The organism is Glutamicibacter sp. BW80 (assembly GCF_002332385.1).
Taxonomy (GTDB): domain Bacteria; phylum Actinomycetota; class Actinomycetes; order Actinomycetales; family Micrococcaceae; genus Glutamicibacter.
This window is the reverse complement of record NZ_NRGV01000039.1, coordinates 78,686-96,441: the sequence shown is the minus strand read 5'-3', so window position 1 is coordinate 96,441 and position 17,756 is coordinate 78,686. Positions and strand designations below refer to the sequence as shown.

The following is a 17,756-nucleotide window of genomic DNA, read 5'->3' as shown; positions in this document are numbered from 1 at the left end:
CAGTGTTCGCGTCGGTGTTCACCTCGGTATTATCCGCAGTGTTCACATCGGTGTTGGCTCCAACAACGCTGAAGTTCACTGCGTCATTTGATCCGTTTTCGTCAGTTGCAGTGGCTGTATAGTCGTCAATTGGCAAGTCAGGGAATGTAACAGTCCAGGTACCATCTTCAGCATCAACAGTAGTCACCTGATCGGCCTGTCCCGGAATTGAGACAGTTACTTCGGAACCAGGCTCGCCGGTACCCGTTACGTCAACGGGGCCAACAGGAACTTCTTCGCCCTCGGTCGGAGTCAGGATATCGACTGGTGCGACAACTGCTTCTTCAGCAGCAGACTGTACTGTTGAAGACGCCAGCGACAGGTTGGCAAGGCCACCTGCAGCAACGTCTGGCAGCACAGTTACGGACAGCGCACGGACGGTAAAGCTGTCAGCGCCCAAGTCGCCATCGGTGAGCAGCGGTTCAGCGGTTGGCTGCTCGTTGATCGTGATGGTTACTACGCGATCAAGCACCCCACGCAGAACTGGCTCCAGCTGACCAGCGATTATGCTTACAGCTGGGTCTACAACCTCGCCAAGACCATTGCCGACGTTATCGAGCACGCCCTGTACCAATGGGCCAGTGGTAGTGGTAATACCATCTGCAACGGCAGCAGTAATTGGGTTCAGCAGGTCGCCGATATCAATAATTCCAAGCAGATCAAGCTCAGTTTCTGCCGTCGGTGCAGGCGCTTCGGTTCCAGCGAACTGGGCCAGCGTTCCTTCGATCAGTACACCGCCAGTTGCCGTAAGAGGGAATACTCCTGCGGTTATGTTCAGTTCGACCTTCACGTTCAAGTCATTCAAGACCGACTCGATGATGGAAGTTGCCTTGGTGGTAATTCCCGACAGTGATTCGGTGATTCCATTGGCGATAGCATTCGCTACATCTTCACCAATCAGAGGCGTGTTCGGATCGAAATTATTCAGATCCTGGCCGCTTTCTTCAATCAGCTTAGCCAGGTCGACGTGAACATCGCCGGTTCCGAGATCGATAGAAATCGAACCGCTATCGTTCGCGATAGGTGTTGCGATTAGCTCGTCAACAACAGTCTGGCCAACGGTGTCCAGCCCGTCGATCGTTACCTGAGCACTGTTAACGTTGACCAACGGAATCGCATTCGCGGCAGTTTCGATCTGATTCAGCAGCGAATCCAGCGCACCGCCTGTGGAAACAAGCCCGCTCACAGGGTCTACAGCGGTCTGGAATACTTCACCCAACGTGGTGCCAAGCGTACCCACCAGAGGGCTGCTCAGTTCCAGCTCGGCTCCCGCGATGACGTAATCGCTAGTAACCACGTCGTTGGTGCTTTCGGCTTCCGATGCCAGCGCACCAAGTTCGATACGAGCAGCGTCAAGGATCTGATCGGTTAGTCCTTCAACTCCAGCCTGGTCGAACAGTGCAGTCAGATCGATGTACGCTGGATCGTTTCCAACACCGGCGTTCGGGGATACTGCGATCGCACCGCCGTCGGTAATTGCGCCAGAGGATGCGCGAGCATGAATCTCAGTATCAGCAAGGCTGTAGCTGCTCAATCCTCCGAGTTCACCCAGGTCGATGAGGCCCACGCCTTCTGCATTCTTCAAGAGCGGAAGCTGGACGCCTGAACCTAGATCAATCGTCTCATCGGAAAGCAGACCGACATCCAGCTGTCCCTGATCGGCACCGGGATTGCCGTCATCCGGGAAACTCTGCTGAGTGAAGCCCGAACCCACAAGGTCTAAGGTCGACAAGTCAAGGTCAATAATATGAGCCTGAGCTTGCGAAGGATCGTCAGCGCTGAAGGCACTAGCCGGCGCTGCGCAAAGTACTGCCGAAGCAGCGAATACAGCCGTCGTTGTTCCAAACGCTAGGCCAGAAGTGGCCGTACGCCGGAAACGCGGCTTCTTGTTGGTATCTTTCAAAACTCGTGTCCTCCCACAAAGTCTTTCACTGATGCCCGATTTGCAGCGAGCCCCAATTGATCCTCAAGTTGCGATGCTTCTTTCTCCTGTCGGATCAGAAGCCAAATCGTTCAATCGGAATGTTTCGAGTGCACTTCTGCAAAAGTGACCCATCCTTGACCCTATGCCGAGCAACCCCACACGCTCAGGTTTCTTTCAGCTAATTCTTTGCTAATTCAGGTTATTAATCTTGGCCACTTGGCTAAAAAATCTAGCTGATATGGGTTACCCGTCGGTAGCTGACATATACACTTCAATTGAAATTCATCAAAATTAGGTATTGACACCGCTTAGGTGGAGGTCCATTGTGAAAACCGTGTCTGATTTGAGACTTAACAGCCGACTGTCGGAGTGTTTTTTTAGCCACATGGCTATAGGATTACACTACAAGCAATGGATGAACTCATGTGGGGACATGAAGGGGCGATCTGTTGCACCTCAACCTGAGTATTTTCTGAATAAGGATGATGCCCCTTGCCCCCTATTCGAGTCCATTTGGCCGATAGCGATCATTTTTAGCGCGCAGGGATTTCCGCTGTTTTAGCATCGGCCAATGACATTACGATCGAGAAAATCTCGGACTCGATGCATGAAGCAGTGCAAAATGCCGTGAGCTTTACCCCGCACATCGTGATTCTTGAGTACTCACTTAGCGGCACCGATATCCATCTCGCCATCCAGGATATTACGTCCCAAGCACCATCGACGAAGGTCGTGCTGCTCGCCAATTCATACGGGCGCGCGGAACTCGCGAAGGCCTACGAGTCGGGTAGTTCCGGACTGATTTCGAAGAATTCGATTAGCGCCGAGCTGCCCAGCGCGCTTCGCATGGTCGCCGCCGGCTATCAACTATTTGCCCAGCCCTCCGAAGGTTGGGAGAAGCCGCTGCGATTCGCCAGGCGATCCCAGAATCAAGCAATCATTGACAAAATGAGTGATCGCGACAGGCAACTCGTGCGTGGTGTCGCGTCAGGTATGACGAACATCCAGATTTCGCGATCAACGCACATCAGCGAAGGGTCGGTGAAATTGCATTTGGCCCGGATCATGGACGAGTTCGGCGTTTCGAACCGAGTTCAGCTGGCAGTCATCGCAGCAGAGACAGGGCTCATTACCTCAGCGGATCTGCTGACCGCTTAGTAGACGGTCCGCAGTTGGCTGGCTGGAATCCACATTTCTTCACCGTCGCGGTCGATCTGCCGCCAGGCACCCTGGCGGGCCACGATCACCACGGCGGTGTCGGCCTGCAAAATGCGCGCCAAAGAGTGGTGGTCTCCAGGTCCGCGTCGGGCATTGAGTTGAATGGTCGTCAGAGCCCGTTGGTTGGGAACCGCGATGAGCCCGCCCTTGGCCGGACGCGACGGCAAGGTCTGCAGATACATGCTCGGGACCCAGCCCAGCAGTTGGCCAAACTGGATTTGCGACCACAGTCCCTGTTGCAGCACCATCCGCACCTTGCTCGCCTGCTCGACGACTTTGAGTACCGGATATCCCGTGCCGCTGCCCTGGCGCAGATTGAGAGTCGCGGTGGTGAGATGAGTTGCCTCGATCAGCGAATAGCGCGAAAGCACCCGCGAACCGCTAGCTACTTCAGGATTGCCTTCAACGTTTTCTTCAAAGGCCGCCGGAATCGGTTCAAGATAGATATTCGGCAGCCACCCATAGATTCGGTGAACGTAAACGTGCGCCCAGGAGCCGCGCACTTCAACGAGCGCAAGTTCCGTTCCCGAGCTCAGATTGCTCTGCACAAGGTAGTGTCGCCCGGCACCCTTACGTAGTTTCAGCTCTGCCGTCGTGCGGTGCGTATGCGTCGGTGACGACGTCCGAGCCGAAGGATGCGGATAACCCAATTGGTTCACAACCACCTCGATATAGAAAAACTTAGAGAACCAGCAATTAGCTGATTCCCTAAGTTTATTTCATGTTTGAAGAGTTTTTATCTTCCTGAAGTTTTATTCGCCTGCCGACGTACGTGCCCCGAGCTCGCGGTCCAGTCGCAGAATGCCGCTGCCGTCGTCTCCGACGAGCTTGAGCCGGTCCAGAATCTCGGAAACGGTGGCCTCTTCTTCGACCTGTTCCTCGATGAACCAGTTCAGCATCGGGATCGAATCGATGTCGCCCTCGGTCTGTGCCAGTCGGTAGAGTTCCCGGATTGCTTCGGAAACCTTGCGCTCGTGGGACAGGGAAACGGTGAAAGCGTCGACAACGGTCTTGACGTTCATCACCGGTGCCGGCTGTTCGCCGATCTTAGGGCGGGCATCACGGTCGGTCATGTGAGTCATGAACTTCTCCGCATGCACTACTTCTTCGGCCGCCTGCGCACGGAACCAACCGGCAATGCCGGAAAGGCTCATAACGTCCATTTCCACTGCCAGCTGACGGTAAACGGTCGCAGCTGTCAATTCGAGAGTTAACTGAGTGTTGAAGGCCTCTGCCAATTTTCCTGTAAGTTCCATGTCTACAGACTACGACTCATTTTCCTGCTTGTCACCGAAGTTCGGACACACTTATCACGAGGGTAATTAGCGCACACTTTAGCGTTGACCAGTAGTTAATTGAGCCGATGCTAACAAAGGCAAGGGCAACAACCACCTGGGTCCTACCTATTTCCCCAGCCCAGCGCGGCGCAGAGCTTCGGCCATGGCCGTATTGGCGTTGGCTGCCGGTGCGGCCTTGCGATTCCCCTCCTGGCCACGCTCGCCCCGCTTGCTTGGCCCGCCGTTGGACCGGAGCCCACCCTGACCGCGCGGTTTTGTCTGTTCTGGCGTCGTTTTCTCGCCCGGCAGCTCGTCGTCCAAACGCAAGGTGAGCGAAATGCGCTTGCGCGTCGCATCGACTTCGAGGACCTTCACCTTGACGATCTGTCCCGAGCTGACTACTTCGCGCGGATCGGAGATGAACTTGTTGCTCATCGCCGAGACATGGATCAGTCCGTCTTGGTGCACGCCCAAATCTACGAACGCGCCGAAGGCTGCCACGTTGGACACGGTGCCCTCCATGATCATCCCCGGCTTGACGTCGGAAAGTGTTTCCACGCCTTCACGCAATGCGGCCGTAACGAATTCGCCGCGGGGGTCACGCGCCGGACGGCGAAGTTCTGCAATGACATCCCGTATCGTCGGCTCGCCGAACTGCTCGGTGGTGAAGTCGGCGGGGTTCAGCTCTTCTAAACGCCGTCCCTGGCTTTCGGCAGCCTGCTGCAGCTTATTGGCCAGCGCGTACGCTTCGGGATGTACCGAGGAGGCATCCAGGCGTTCCTTGCCACCGGTGATACGCAAGAAGCCGGCGCACTGCTCGAAGGCCTTGGCGCCCAAGCGCGGCACCTTCAGCAGCTCCTTGCGCGTGGCAAAAGCCCCGTTGGCGTTGCGGTGATCGACGATATTCCTGCTGAGCAGGGGGCCTACACCCGCCACGCGGGAAAGCAGCGCCGGGGACGCGGTATTTACGTCCACGCCGACCGCATTCACGCAGTCCTCAACGACAGCGTCCAAGGCACGGTCCAGTTTCGTGGCCCCGACATCGTGCTGGTACTGGCCCACACCAATGGATTTCGGATCGATCTTGACCAGCTCGGCCAAGGGATCCTGCAGGCGCCGGGCAATGGACACCGCGCCGCGGATCGACACGTCCAGGTCAGGTAGTTCCTGGCTGGCAAGTTCGGAGGCAGAGTAGACGGACGCTCCGGCCTCGGACACGATGACCTTGGACAGGTCCTTGCCGCCCAGTGCCTTGATGACCTCTGCGGCCAGGCGATCGGTTTCGCGTCCCGCGGTGCCGTTGCCCACGGCAATCAGCGAGGTGCCGTGCTTCTGCGCCAATCTGGTCAGCGTCTTCACCGACTCGTCCCACCGATTAGCCGGGGCATGCGGGTAGATGGTGGCTATATCTACGACCTTGCCGGTGAGATCGACTACCGCGACCTTCACCCCGGTGCGCAGACCCGGGTCGAGGCCGAGCACTGCCTTGCTGCCCGCCGGCGCAGCCAGCAGCACATCGCGCAGGTTGGCCGCGAAAATCTTCACCGATTCATCCTCGGCCGCTTCGAAGAGGCGAGCGCGCAGATCGGATTCAAATCGCGTGAGCAGCCGGGCCTTCCATGCCAGACGAACGGTCTGCGCCAGCCAGCTAGCGGCCGGTGCATCGGGGCTGGTGGAAATTCCGAGGGAGGAAGCGATGGCGTTTTCGTAACCGGTGCGCGCCGCGGCGAGCGCTTGCTCATCGCGCGGATCCGCCTCGGCGAACTGCAGTTTCAGCGCTCCGTCGCGTTCGCCGCGCAGCAAGGCCAGCACTCGGTGCGAAGGCAGCGAATCCAGGGTCGCCACATAGTCGAGGTAGTCCTTGTATTTACCTTGCGCCTCAACAGTAGCGGCGGCCGCGGCGCTGGCCCCGATCTTGCCCGACTTCCACAGCCGCTCGCGAAGCTCGGAAGCCAAGGCGACATCCTGGGAAACCCGCTCGGTCACGATCGAACGGGCACCGGAAAGCACATCCAGCTCGGTGCCGAAGCCGGCTTCGACGTTGAGGTAAGCGGCCGCGGCCACCTGCGGATCGGTGCTCGGATCGCCAAGCAGCAAATCCGCCAACGGTTCCAGCCCAGCTTCACGAGCTATCTGCGCCTTGGTCCGCCGCTTGGACTTGAACGGAAGGTAGATGTCTTCCAACTCGGCCTTGGTGGCAGCCGCCGAAATCGCGGCGTCAAGCTGATCGGTTAGTTTTCCGGCTTCGCTGATGGCTTCGCGTACCGTGACGCGGCGTTCTTCGAGTTCTCGCAAGTACCGCAGGCGTTCTTCGAGCAAACGCAGCTGCGTGTCCGAGAGCATCCCGGTGACTTCTTTTCGGTACCTAGCGATAAAGGGAACCGTTGACCCCGAGTCCAAAAGTTCCACGGCCGCTTTGACCTGCCAGACCGCGACTTTGGAGTTTCCAGATAGTTCGGCTGCCAGCTGTTCAATGATCTTCTGCTCTGTGCTACTCACCGAACCATTGTGCCCCAAAGAGCTTAATCTTCAGATGATCAACTCGGTTCACACCCAGCAGATCCTAAAACTTGGACGCTAGACTTGCTAGCTATGGGGAATGTAGCAATTCGAAAGTCAGCCGCGATACTCGCAGTATCGTCGCTCATCATGGTGACCGCTGGTTGTTCCGTGCTGGAAGACACCGCCACGTCGGCTGCCACGCAGCTCACCGACGCTGCCGCCACGGAGATGGTCCGCCAGGCCTGTGCGCCGGTCCAGGATGGCAGCATAGATGCCGGAGAGCTGCGTGTGCTCAGTTCCATCATCGGTTCGGTTGAAGGCGGCGGTTTGCCGCAGCCAATAGTCGATGTGCTCAAGGAACTGGCAAGTTCGGGAGACCAGGCGCCGCAAGCACTGCAAGATCGCCTGGTGCAGGCCTGCGATGATGCCAACGCAAACAACAACTAATCCCACGGTGATCTAGACTTTTGACCTATGGTCGAAATTCCCACCGGCGGTAAGGTCCGTCTTGACGCCTGGCTCTGGGCGGTGCGCATGTATAAGACTCGCTCGGCGGCAACCACCGCCTGCCGCGCCGGTCATGTTCGGCTCAATGGGGATCCGGTCAAGGCATCGCAGATCGTCGTTCCCGGGGACCGCATCCGGGTCCGTAAGGACGGCTGGGACCGGGACCTTGAGGTCACCGGGCTCATTTCTAAGCGCGTCGGCGCGCCGGTAGCCGTCAAATGCTATCTGGACCACACCCCGCCCCGCGAGAAGGTCGTCATCCCGCAGGTCCCGATCCGCGACCGGGGTACCGGGCGCCCCACCAAGAAGGACCGCCGCGAAATTGATCGCTTGCGCACCTCCTGGCAGGGACCCGAAGACTAAGTCAGCTCGATCGCTGGCACGTCCACCGCGAAGTCGAAGATCTGTGCATAGAACGACAGCGAGCTTTCTAGCGCCTTGATGATATTTACCGACTTGCGGAAGCCATGCTGTTCTCCGGCAAACAGGATGTAGGCGTGCGGAATCCCCCGCTTGGCCAACGCGTCGGCCACCACCTGTGATTGAGCCGGCGGGACCACCTTGTCCTCATCGCCCTGGAGGAGCAGCACCGGGCAGGAAATCTTCTCCACATGGTTGATAGGCGCACGCTTTTCGTACAGCTCTGCCGCTTCCGGGTAGGGACCGACCAAGGAGAACATGTACTGGGATTCGAAGTCGTGGGTATCCTGCACCAAACCCACCAGGTCCGAGACGCCGTACCGGCTGATGCCGGCGGTGAAGACCTCGGAGAAGGTCAGCGCGCACAGCACCGTCCAGCCGCCGGCGCTGCCGCCTTCGATGCCGATCCTTGCCGGATCGGCAAGTCCCCGGGCGATGAGCGCCTTGATCACCGCCACGGTGTCCGCCACGTCGACTACACCCCACGCGCCACGGAGCCGGTTTCGATAGTCCCGGCCATAACCGGTGGAGCCACCATAGTTCACGTCCACCACACCGATGCCCCGCGAGGTGTAGTAGGCGACGGTGGCGCTCAGCGTTGCGACCGCTTGGCTGGTTGGCCCGCCGTGCACGAAGGTGACATACGGGGGCAGTTCCCCTTCTGCTCCCGCAAAGCCTTCTTGGCGGGGCTTGTAGAGCAACGCGTGGACCGCCTGGCCGGCCGCGTTGGCGCATTCGAATTCTTCGACTTCCGGAAGCATGGCGGGCTCTGGCAGCTCGGCGATCGACCGGGTCACCGACCGGTGCTCCAGGGTCTCCACGTTGATCAAGGAGATCTCTTCGCCTTGGGTCAGCGAAGAGGTGCCGGCCAGCAGCCACCCATCCTGCAACGCGAGCGGACGCACCCGGGTGAAGGGCAAGGCGAGGTCTTCCAGTCCCCCGGTAATCGTATGCACCCGTGCCAGCTTGGTCGTGCCCGTTCCGTAGGAACACAACAGCGTCTGCTGATTTTCGTTCAGATACCATCCGGTGCCTACCTGCCACAGCGGACCAGCGAACTCTGCGGCACGGTCAACCAAACGCACGGTGCGCCCGGAACTGAGCTGGTAGGTGTAGGGATTCCACCATCCCGAGGCATCCGAGATGAAGGTCAGCCGGTCATCGTCGGTCCATTCGGGCTGCATGACCGAGACCTCCGGTCCTCCGGCGATCACCGAGCCCCGCAAGGTTCCCTGCTCGGTGTATTCGGCGAGGTGGAGTTCGGTCGCATCCCAGGGCATATCCGGGTGTTCCCAGCTGATCCAGGTCAGATGCGTGGCATCCGGGCTCAGCCGCGGCCCGGCGACAAACCGCGCCGGGGTGCTGAGCAGTCGAATGGCCGCCAGATCTTCGCTGGCGCTGCCGTCCAGCGGGATTTCCACGATATGGCGCACCGGTTCGGCCCGCAGGTCTTCCATAATTGCCAGCACCTGGCCCGCCGGCCCCGGAACGAATTCTGCGAAGCGCAGTGCCTGATCGCCGTCGATCATGCTTGGCGGGGTCAGCGCCACCGGCTCTTCATTGGCCAGCACTTTCAGGTAGACGCGCTGGTCTTCGAAGTTTGCAAAGACCACCGCGGGGACCGCCCCTTCGAGCAGCAGCCAGCTGGCACCCCCGTACTCATGCACCCGCGAGCGCACGTTATACGGTGCCGCGATCAGCTGACGCCCCGCCGCGGCAGCGCTGCGCCCATACTCGACAAGGGTCACCCGTCCGCCCTCGGCGGGCAGGCCTTCCTGCACGATCAGCTTGTCTCCGAAGAAGCAGGCGCCGCCGAGCGGTTTAGTGCCAGCCGCTACTTGCGCAGCTGAGATGGTCGAGGGCCAGGAACCAAAGGGCATGTGCTGAAGCATGTGTTCGATCCTAGTCATATTTCGGGCCAGGAACGACCCTCGACAAGCGCTAACTCGGTGCGCTTGGATGGAGCCATGGCAAAGTTCGTATTGTTCTTGCGCGGGGTTAACGTCGGCGGCGTCAAAGTTTTGATGAAAGATCTCGCGACACTGCTCGGCGAGGCCGGCTACGGCCCGGTTAAAACCGTGCTCGCCAGCGGCAATGCAATCCTCGACGCGCCGCACGGCGCGGCGCCCGAGCTGCGTGCGCACTGCGAGCAATTGCTGGCCGACTACTACGGCCGCCCCATTCCGGCGCTGGCTTTCAGCGCCGCCGAAGTCCATGAACTCGCCGCCGACTTCCCGGTGCCGGTGCCCGCGGCAGCTGCCGAGTTCCACCGCTACCTGACCCTGTGCGCCAGTGAGCGCGATGCCCAGGAACTATATGCCGCGGCGGCCCAACTCGCCGATGCTACGGTGGTGGCGGTGCGCGCCAGGAGCTTGTGCTGGATCAGCCCAAAGGGCCAAAGCCTTGAAACCCCGGTTTCGAAGCTTGTCACCGCGCAGGCGCGCCAGCGGATTATCACCACGCGCAACCTGAATACCTTAGTAAAACTTTCCACGATTATTCGCGCGCAGGAACTCGGAGAATAATAAGCTCTGCATCTGCTTCCACTCCAACTCGCTGAGGGCCACTACATGCTCATTGTCATCGAACTCGTTGGCATTTTCTTTTTCGCCGTCGCCGGCTCGTTGATGGCCGCGCGCCGCGGTTTTGACATGCTCGGTTCGGTATTCCTCGGCGGCGTCACCGGCCTGGGCGGCGGCGTGGTGCGCGACCTGATCCTGAACGAGTCCCCGGCCACCTTCGGGCATCCCATTTATTTCCTGCCGCCGGTGCTGGCCGCGTTGCTCGTTTATGGCTTTACTCCCGCCATCCAAAAACTTCACCGCCTGGTGCTGGTCTTCGATGCCGCGGGACTGGGCTTGTTCTGCATGACCGGCACACTCAAGGCCCTGCAGCACGATTTTAATCCGGTCACCGCGGTGCTGCTAGGGATGATTACCGGGGTGGGCGGCGGGCTGATGCGTGATGTCATTTCCAATGTCACCCCTGATTTGTTCAACCCGCGGGACATCTATGCGATCCCGGCGATGATCGGCGGCATCCTCACCGCGGTGTGCTGGAGCTTTGAGCTCTTCAACCCCATGGTCGGCGTGGGCATCGCGGCGCTGACCTTTGCCACGCGGCTGGCCTCGCTGAAGTTCGGCTGGCGCATCCCGCTGGCGGCCGGACACTGGCACCGGCCTACCCCGGGATCCCCACCGGAGAACGGACCGCAACGGCATTTCTAGTTCCGCCTAGTCCACGCGTTCGAGCTTGCCCTCGTTTTCGGCACCCGGCGCGCTGTCCTCGATGGTGCGCGATGGATTGATGATCACCGCTCCGAGCAGCATCACCACGATGCACACCCCGAGCATCGAGAAGGCCACGCCCCAGGATCCGCTGGCCTGCTGCACGACGCCAAAGAGCATCGGAACGATGGCGGCGCCGGCATAGCCCAGGCCCTGGGCAAAGCCCGAAAGCACGCCCGAACCGTAGGTGGTGCGCGAGCGCAGGTTCATCATCAACAGCGCAATGGCGAATGTGCCCTGGCCCAGGCCCGCCATCGACACCCAGAACCAGGTTCCCTGGGTCGGGGAAAGATAGATTCCGAGGTGGCCGGTAATCCAGCAGGCGGTGAACACGCCCACCGCGATGATCGGGTTCTTCAAGCGCGGAACCCACAGCGGGACCAACAGTGCCACCGGCAATCCGAGGATCGCGAAGAGCGCGAGCATATTTCCGCTGGCCGCCTCGTCCAGGCCCTGGGCGTACAGGTACGGCGGCAGCCAGGTGAAGTACACATAGGTCTGCGCTGAGTTGCCGGCAAGGAAGATGGCCAGCCCCCAGGCGACCTTGGACTTCCACGGGTTGATCCGCGCGATCTCGTGTCCCCCGGCCGCCGGCAATGCCGCCTCCGGGCGCTCCACGCGGCGGTCCGCAAACAGCTGCATCATCCAGGGGATCAGCACGATCCCGGACAACAGGGCCCACGAGCCGATCGAGGTCTGCCAGCTGCCGACATTGGCGAAGGGAACCGAGAATTGCGGCGCCAGCCAGGTGCCGATGGCGATCATCGTGACGTATCCGCTGGTGACAACGCCGATGCGGTCCGGGAAGTATTTTTTCACCAACGGCGGCAGCACCACGTTGCCCATGCCGTAACCGGCCAGGGTGACAATGGACAAGGCCAGGAAGGGATAGACATTGGGCATCAATGGCCGTGCCAGCTGTCCGGCCACGGCCAGCGCGACCGCGATGACCAGCGTACGCTCCAGGCCCCAGAGCCGAATCAGCCGCGGGGTCAACAGCCCGAAGACGGCGAATGAGATCGGTGCCAGCATGGCCAGCAGCCCGGTGGTGAATTCGGTGAACTCGATATCTTCTTGGATGCGGGCCAGCAGCGGCGGCACGGACACTACCGCCGCGCGCAGCGACAGGGCCATCAGCAAGATGCCAAGCAGCGCCCCGATACGGCCTTTGAGCCGGTTCCTTGTGCCGTCTTCGGCCATGTGACACATCCCTGCAGAATTATTCGTTGAGTTCTTTCAACTTTTTGAGTTGCGGGACCAATTCTAGTAATTCTTTGAGCCGACCCTCAAAATTGCTTTGATACCAGGAGCCGGGCATGGCCAGATGCGCATAGAGCCCCTCGCCAATCAGGATGACCAGATGCGCGATCGCCGGGTCCCCCACTTCGTCGAGGATTAGCTGCAGCCACCGGGCGTGCACGTCCTCGAGCATCGCCGCGGCGCTGCCGACTCCGGCCTGCGCCAGGCGCTGCACCGCGACCAGATGGCGGTCCAATTCGGTGTCGACTTCCGCCGAGGTCTGCACGTAATAAACCGAGGCGCCCTCTGCGGCCTCGTGCATCCGATCGAGATCCAGTTGGACGTGCTCCTCGGTGGACTCGATCACCCCGGCGGCGAGCGCTTCCTTCGAGGCAAAGTGGTAAAGCAGTCCGCCTTTTGAAACTCCTGCTCGTGTCGCGGCGGCTTCGAGGGTTGCCGCGCGTTCCCCTTCTTCGCAGAGCAGCGAGATATAAGCATCCAGTACCTTCGTGCGTGCCGCAGGTGGACGGGCCATGAATCTCCTTAGGATTTTAGACGGTGACGGATTTAACCTTACATTCGATGGTAACTATACCAACCGGACGGTATAGTTACTCTTGAGGGTGAAACCACACCCCAATTTCCTACGCACTAATTTCAAAGGCCAATCCCATGAGCTCACAGATTACCGAACGCGCCTCCACGCTGAGTCGTTCGCGCCGCTGGGCCGCTCTGACCGTACTGCTTTTCCCGGTACTACTCGTCTCCGTGGACAATACGGTGCTGTCATTCGCGGTTCCCGCCATCTCGGGTGCGCTATCGCCTAGCGGTACGCAACTGTTATGGATCATCGACATCTACCCACTGATCCTCGCGGGACTGCTGGTCCCCATGGGCTTCCTGGGTGACCGGATTGGCCGACGCAAGGTGCTGCTGATCGGTGCCACGGGATTCGCGCTGATCTCCGCGTTGGCGGCCTTCGCCACCGACGCTTTCCAGCTGGTGCTCGCCCGCGCCCTGCTCGGTATTTTCGGCGCCATGCTGATGCCGGCCACGCTCTCCTTGATCCGCAATATCTTCCCCGACGCCAAAGAACGCCGGACCGCGGTAGCCATCTGGGCCAGCGCATTCTCCGGCGGAGCGGTCCTCGGCCCCATCATCGGCGGGCTCCTTCTGGAGCACTTCTGGTGGGGTTCGGTCTTCCTGCTGGCAGTTCCGATGCTGCTGCCGCTGCTCATCGGCGGCCTGCTGCTGTTGCCCGAATCCAAGGACCCGAATCCCGGGCGAGTCGATCCGCTGTCCATCGTCCTGGTCATCTTCACCTTGCTGCCCTTCGTCTACGCGATCAAGTCCTTCACCTCCGAGCCGCTGTACGTGGTCATTGGCGCCGTAGCGCTCTCCGTTGCCAGCGGGGTGGGCTTCGTACGCCGCCAGCTGGCCGCCGCCAATCCGATGATCGACGTGCGCCTGTTTTCCAATGCCGCGTTCTCCGGAGCGCTGACGGTGAACCTGATCGGCGTCTTCTCGCTGGTGGGCTTCATCTACTTCGTTTCCCAGCATCTGCAGCTCATCGCCGGATACAGCCCGCTCGATGCCGGTCTGCTGATGACCCCGGGCCTGGTCTTGACGATGGTCTTCGGCCTCGTTTCGGTCCCACTGGCCGCGCGCTTCGGCGCACCGGCCATCATGGTCGGCGGCCTGATGCTTTCGGCCGCGGCCTACGCGGTGGTCGTTTTCGCCGGTTCCTCCGGAGATGTCTTCTGGCTCATGGCGGCCTTCTGCGTCCTGGGAATCGGTGTGGGCATGTCCGAGACCCTGTCCAATGACATGGTGCTCACCGCGGTGCCCGCCTCGAAGTCGGGGGCGGCCTCGGCAATCTCGGAAACCGCCTATGAGGTCGGGGCGGTGCTCGGGGTGGCCGTGCTCGGCACAATTTTGAATACCGTCTATGCCGCGCAGCTCAAGGTTCCGGAGGCGCTCGACGCCGCGGCGACCCAAGCGGCCGGGGAGACCCTGAGCGGTGCGCATCAGATTGCGCAGGGGCTGCCCGCCGATCAGGCGCAGGCGCTTTTGGCCTCCGCCGCCCACGCTTTTGACCACGGGGTGCTCATCACTTCGAGCATCGCAGCGGTGCTGGCCCTGGTCGCCGCAATCGTGGTGGCTCGAATCATCAAACCCGCTACTCGGTAAACGATTTGGGACACTTTCCGAAAATCTAGATTAATTAGGTCAAAGTTATTCAAAAGTTGCGAATCTCGACGTAGGCTAGGCAGTGTAGTTCCAAAGTAATTCGCGAAGAACCCTTTAGAAGTTTGTGAATGTCGATCCGCATGGTTGGCGCGAACCCCTTCTAGACGTGAAGTGAATGACTTGGCTGCTTCGTAGGACGAGGGAACTTCGGTTTCAACGTCTCTCGTGGATTACAACCAAGCTCACCAAAAAATCGGTGAGGAACGTCTGAAAGGACCAAATAGTATAATGGCAACCGGTATCGTCAAGTGGTTTAATGCTGAAAAAGGCTTCGGCTTCATCGCTCCAGACAGCGGAGATCCTGACGTCTTTGCTCACTTCTCCGCCATCCAGACCCAGGGCTTCCGTACCCTGGAAGAAGGCCAGAAGGTTGAGTTCGAAGTAGTTGAGGGCCCTAAGGGTCTTCAGGCAGCGGACATCCGCGGACTCTAAAGCGTCTTAGGCGAATAGCCCCTAGACATTAGCGTCAACGGCGTCTTCCCGGAATCATCCGGGAAGACGCCGTTTTCACGTGTAATTGGCTTCACGGAATAGTCCCGCACCTCGGTGGGTTGTACCAAACGTGAAGCTTTCGATTCTGGACCTTGCCCCGGTTGCACCTAATAGCACCATTTCCGACTCATTCAAGTCATCTGTACGCCTCGCTCAGCTTGCTGAGCGCACCGGCTATGAACGTGTTTGGTACGCTGAGCACCACAACATGCCGACCATCGCCTCCAGCGCGACCTCCCTGTTGATCAGCCACGTGGCCCACCACACCGAGCGCATCCGTTTGGGTTCTGGCGGCATTATGCTCCCCAACCACTCGCCGCTGGTGATTGCCGAGCAATTCGGCACCCTGGCCGAGATCTTCGGCGATCGGATCGATCTGGGAATGGGACGCGCCCCGGGCACCGATATGACCACCTTGCGCGCGCTGCGGCGCGACGCCTCCTCCGCCGACTCCTTCCCGCACGATGTGCTGGAACTCCAGGCCTACCTGGCCGGCGAGTCACGCATTCCCGGGGTGCAGGCCATCCCGGGGGCGGGCACCAACGTTCCGCTCTACATTCTGGGCTCCTCGCTCTTCGGCGCGCAGCTAGCCGCGCAGCTCGGCCTTCCCTACTCCTTCGCCTCGCATTTCGCCCCGGCGGCCCTGCAGCAGGCGGTTAAGACCTACCGCGAGCAGTTCAAGCCCTCGGCCCAGCTGGCCGAACCATATGTCATCGCCGGCGTCGGGGTGATTGCCGCCGAAAGCGTGCAGCACGCCCACGAGCTCAAGGTGGCCTCCGAACGCCACCGCGTCGCGTCCTTCTTGGGCCGCAATGCAAAGAAGGAATTCACCGAAGCCGAACTCGACATGGTCATGGATACCCCGCAGGCCGAGCAGATCCTGGACATGATGCGCTTCACCGCCATCGGAACCGGGGATAACGTGGCCGAGTACCTTGCCGATTTCGCCGAAACCGCCCAGGCGGACGAGCTGATCACCGTGCACCACCCATTGCTCGAAGAGGACCGGTTGAATTCGGTCAACCTCACCGCGCAGGCCTGCAAGCTGGTTAGCGCGGGCTGATGCGCACCGGGCCGGCAATCTCGTCGCCGCCCTAGCGCCACAGCGATCCGCCCCGAAAGGAACCGGCCACGCACCATAGCGGTGCGTGGCAGGATTCCGGGGTGGATCGTTTGTGTTTTAACGCCCACGTGGGCAAGCGGACCGAGTGGCCGGGCGGAAAGGCGGAAGCACTCAGCGATTCTGGGCTACGCCCGAGCGGCGCGGTCCTTGGCCAACGAGGCCACGGACCACCCGGTGAGCAGCAGCGCCAGCAGCGCGCAGAGCACGCTGAAGACCAGAATGCTCAGTTCCTGGCCATAGACCCCCACCGCCCAGCCCAAGACGATCACCGGCAGCGCGCTGCCGAGGTAGGTCACCAGGTAGATGGTCGACACGGTCTGGGCGTGCCAGGAAGCCGCCACGGCATTCACCGCGCCGCTGAACGCGGTTCGGAACGCGATCCCCTGCCCCAGGCCGATCAGCGCCAGCGCCAGCATCGCCAACCAGAGCGAGCCGAGCTCGGCGGCCACCACCAGGCCAATGGTGCTGGCGGCCAGCAGCATCAGGCCGAGCGGCAGCAGGCGCTGGCCGCCGCGGATCACCACCTGGGACAGCGCCGAGATTCCCAAGGGAAGTCCCGCAACCAGCCCGATCATCGGCAGCGAGGTCAGCTCGAAAACCTGCGCGAAATAGCCCGGGGCCAAGGACAAGGTGAAACCGAACACGGCAAAGCTCAAGAATCCGACCAGCGCGCCCATCCAGAATTTGGCGCGCGCCTCGCGCGGGATCCCCAGCCGGCGCGGGGCCAGCGCGCGGTGCCGTTGCCCGCGCTCGGCCATGGCTATCGCCGGGCGCGCCTTCAGCGCGACCAGTGGAATGAGCGTCACGAGCAAGAGCACCGCTTGCACGGTGAACACCGTTGCCCGTCCGCCGGGCAGCAAGGCCAGCACGCCGCCGAGCAAGGGACCGAAGGCCACGCCCCCGGAGGAAGCCAGCAGGGTGAAGCGCGAGGCCCATTCGGGTTTATGCGGCAGCAACTCGCGCAGCGCCGCGGCGCTGGCCCCGGTGGCCAGGGCCACCCCGGCCCCCTGCAGGCCGCGGCCGAGGCACAGTTCCCACAGGTTTGAGGCAGCACCGAAGCTCAGCGTGCCCACCAGCGAGATGATGATGGCAAGCACCAGCGCGGCCCGGCGGCCGATGTGATCGGACCAGTGGCCCACGATGGACAGGAAGAACATCAGCGAACAGACGTAGCTGGCGAAGGCGATGGTGGTCCCCATGGCGCCCAGGGAGAGGTCGGCCTGCAGCTGCGGGTAGAGCGGCGTCGCCAAATTCGCGCCCACCAGCAAGGTGAAGCTCACCAGCACGGTGATGCTCAGCCGCGTGGTGATGCCCGGATTCCAGGTCAGCGGCCTGAGTCGAGCCGGCTGCATGCGCAGTTCGCTGATTACCGACATGGGGTCTCCCAAAAGGCGGGTGGTCCAAAGGATGTCGCCAGGTTGTTGCACTCAAAAGTTTTTAGCGGTGGGGTTGCTCGCTACCCCACCGGCTAGTTGAGC

The 17,756-nt window shown here is 60.8% G+C and carries 16 protein-coding genes; 8 read left to right on the top strand and 8 right to left on the bottom strand.

Annotated elements, in window-relative coordinates:
• A partial coding sequence (locus CIK76_RS12055; protein WP_141393545.1) for a choice-of-anchor G family protein occupies window positions 1–1,942 on the bottom strand: 1,942 nt, incomplete at its 3' end.
• A 648-nt stretch (window positions 1,943–2,590) separates the two neighbouring features.
• Between CIK76_RS12055 and CIK76_RS12050 the strand changes: the two genes are divergently transcribed.
• On the top strand, window positions 2,591–3,121 hold the full coding sequence (locus CIK76_RS12050; RefSeq protein ID WP_176484193.1) for a response regulator transcription factor: 531 nt from the start codon (window positions 2,591–2,593) through the stop codon (window positions 3,119–3,121).
• Here CIK76_RS12050 and CIK76_RS12045 read toward each other — a convergent pair.
• From CIK76_RS12045 to CIK76_RS12035, 3 genes are all read right to left on the bottom strand, one after another.
• On the bottom strand, window positions 3,118–3,729 hold the full coding sequence (locus tag CIK76_RS12045; protein ID WP_096286779.1) for an SH3 domain-containing protein: 612 nt from the start codon (window positions 3,727–3,729) through the stop codon (window positions 3,118–3,120). The two genes, CIK76_RS12050 and CIK76_RS12045, sit on opposite strands and share 4 nt — an antisense overlap.
• Window positions 3,730–3,933: 204 nt before the next feature.
• Complete coding sequence (locus CIK76_RS12040) at window positions 3,934–4,437, bottom strand: ferritin (protein WP_096286777.1); 504 nt, start codon at window positions 4,435–4,437, stop codon at window positions 3,934–3,936.
• A gap of 147 nt (window positions 4,438–4,584) precedes the next feature.
• Entirely contained in the window at window positions 4,585–6,936 is a 2,352-nt protein-coding gene (locus tag CIK76_RS12035) for a Tex family protein (RefSeq protein WP_255248449.1), read from the bottom strand.
• Between the two features lie 114 nt (window positions 6,937–7,050).
• On the opposite strand from CIK76_RS12035, the gene CIK76_RS12030 reads away from it, so the two are divergent.
• Together CIK76_RS12030 and CIK76_RS12025 are read left to right on the top strand one after the other, a co-directional pair.
• Window positions 7,051–7,407: a hypothetical protein gene (locus CIK76_RS12030; RefSeq protein ID WP_096286773.1), complete on the top strand. Its 357-nt coding sequence runs from the start codon at window positions 7,051–7,053 to the stop codon at window positions 7,405–7,407.
• Between the two features lie 27 nt (window positions 7,408–7,434).
• A complete protein-coding gene (locus CIK76_RS12025) occupies window positions 7,435–7,830 on the top strand; it encodes an RNA-binding S4 domain-containing protein (RefSeq protein WP_096286771.1) in 396 nt (131 codons plus the stop codon).
• Here CIK76_RS12025 and CIK76_RS12020 read toward each other — a convergent pair.
• On the bottom strand, window positions 7,827–9,779 hold the full coding sequence (locus CIK76_RS12020) for a prolyl oligopeptidase family serine peptidase (protein ID WP_096286769.1): 1,953 nt from the start codon (window positions 9,777–9,779) through the stop codon (window positions 7,827–7,829). The genes CIK76_RS12025 and CIK76_RS12020 overlap by 4 nt on opposite strands.
• Window positions 9,780–9,854: 75 nt before the next feature.
• Here CIK76_RS12020 and CIK76_RS12015 point away from each other — a divergent pair, with 75 nt between their 5' ends.
• Window positions 9,855–10,412 (top strand): DUF1697 domain-containing protein, encoded by a 558-nt coding sequence (locus CIK76_RS12015; RefSeq protein WP_096286767.1) that lies wholly within the window; start codon window positions 9,855–9,857, stop codon window positions 10,410–10,412.
• 45 nt (window positions 10,413–10,457) lie between these two features.
• Window positions 10,458–11,114, top strand: coding sequence for a TRIC cation channel family protein (locus tag CIK76_RS12010; protein ID WP_096286765.1), 657 nt, complete (start codon window positions 10,458–10,460; stop codon window positions 11,112–11,114).
• Between the two features lie 6 nt (window positions 11,115–11,120).
• Here CIK76_RS12010 and CIK76_RS12005 read toward each other — a convergent pair whose 3' ends face one another.
• Window positions 11,121–12,374, bottom strand: coding sequence for an MFS transporter (locus CIK76_RS12005; RefSeq protein ID WP_096286762.1), 1,254 nt, complete (start codon window positions 12,372–12,374; stop codon window positions 11,121–11,123).
• A gap of 19 nt (window positions 12,375–12,393) precedes the next feature.
• Window positions 12,394–12,948 (bottom strand): TetR/AcrR family transcriptional regulator, encoded by a 555-nt coding sequence (locus tag CIK76_RS12000; RefSeq protein ID WP_096286760.1) that lies wholly within the window; start codon window positions 12,946–12,948, stop codon window positions 12,394–12,396.
• Window positions 12,949–13,085: 137 nt separating this feature from the next.
• Between CIK76_RS12000 and CIK76_RS11995 the strand changes: the two genes are divergently transcribed.
• From CIK76_RS11995 to CIK76_RS11985, 3 genes are all read left to right on the top strand, one after another.
• On the top strand, window positions 13,086–14,603 hold the full coding sequence (locus CIK76_RS11995) for an MFS transporter (protein ID WP_096286758.1): 1,518 nt from the start codon (window positions 13,086–13,088) through the stop codon (window positions 14,601–14,603).
• Between the two features lie 288 nt (window positions 14,604–14,891).
• Window positions 14,892–15,095: a cold-shock protein gene (locus tag CIK76_RS11990; RefSeq protein ID WP_096286756.1), complete on the top strand. Its 204-nt coding sequence runs from the start codon at window positions 14,892–14,894 to the stop codon at window positions 15,093–15,095.
• Between the two features lie 130 nt (window positions 15,096–15,225).
• Window positions 15,226–16,218: an LLM class flavin-dependent oxidoreductase gene (locus CIK76_RS11985; RefSeq protein ID WP_096286754.1), complete on the top strand. Its 993-nt coding sequence runs from the start codon at window positions 15,226–15,228 to the stop codon at window positions 16,216–16,218.
• A 185-nt stretch (window positions 16,219–16,403) separates the two neighbouring features.
• Here CIK76_RS11985 and CIK76_RS11980 read toward each other — a convergent pair whose 3' ends face one another.
• Window positions 16,404–17,654: an MFS transporter gene (locus CIK76_RS11980; protein WP_096286752.1), complete on the bottom strand. Its 1,251-nt coding sequence runs from the start codon at window positions 17,652–17,654 to the stop codon at window positions 16,404–16,406.
• Between the last annotated feature and the right edge of the window lie 102 nt (window positions 17,655–17,756).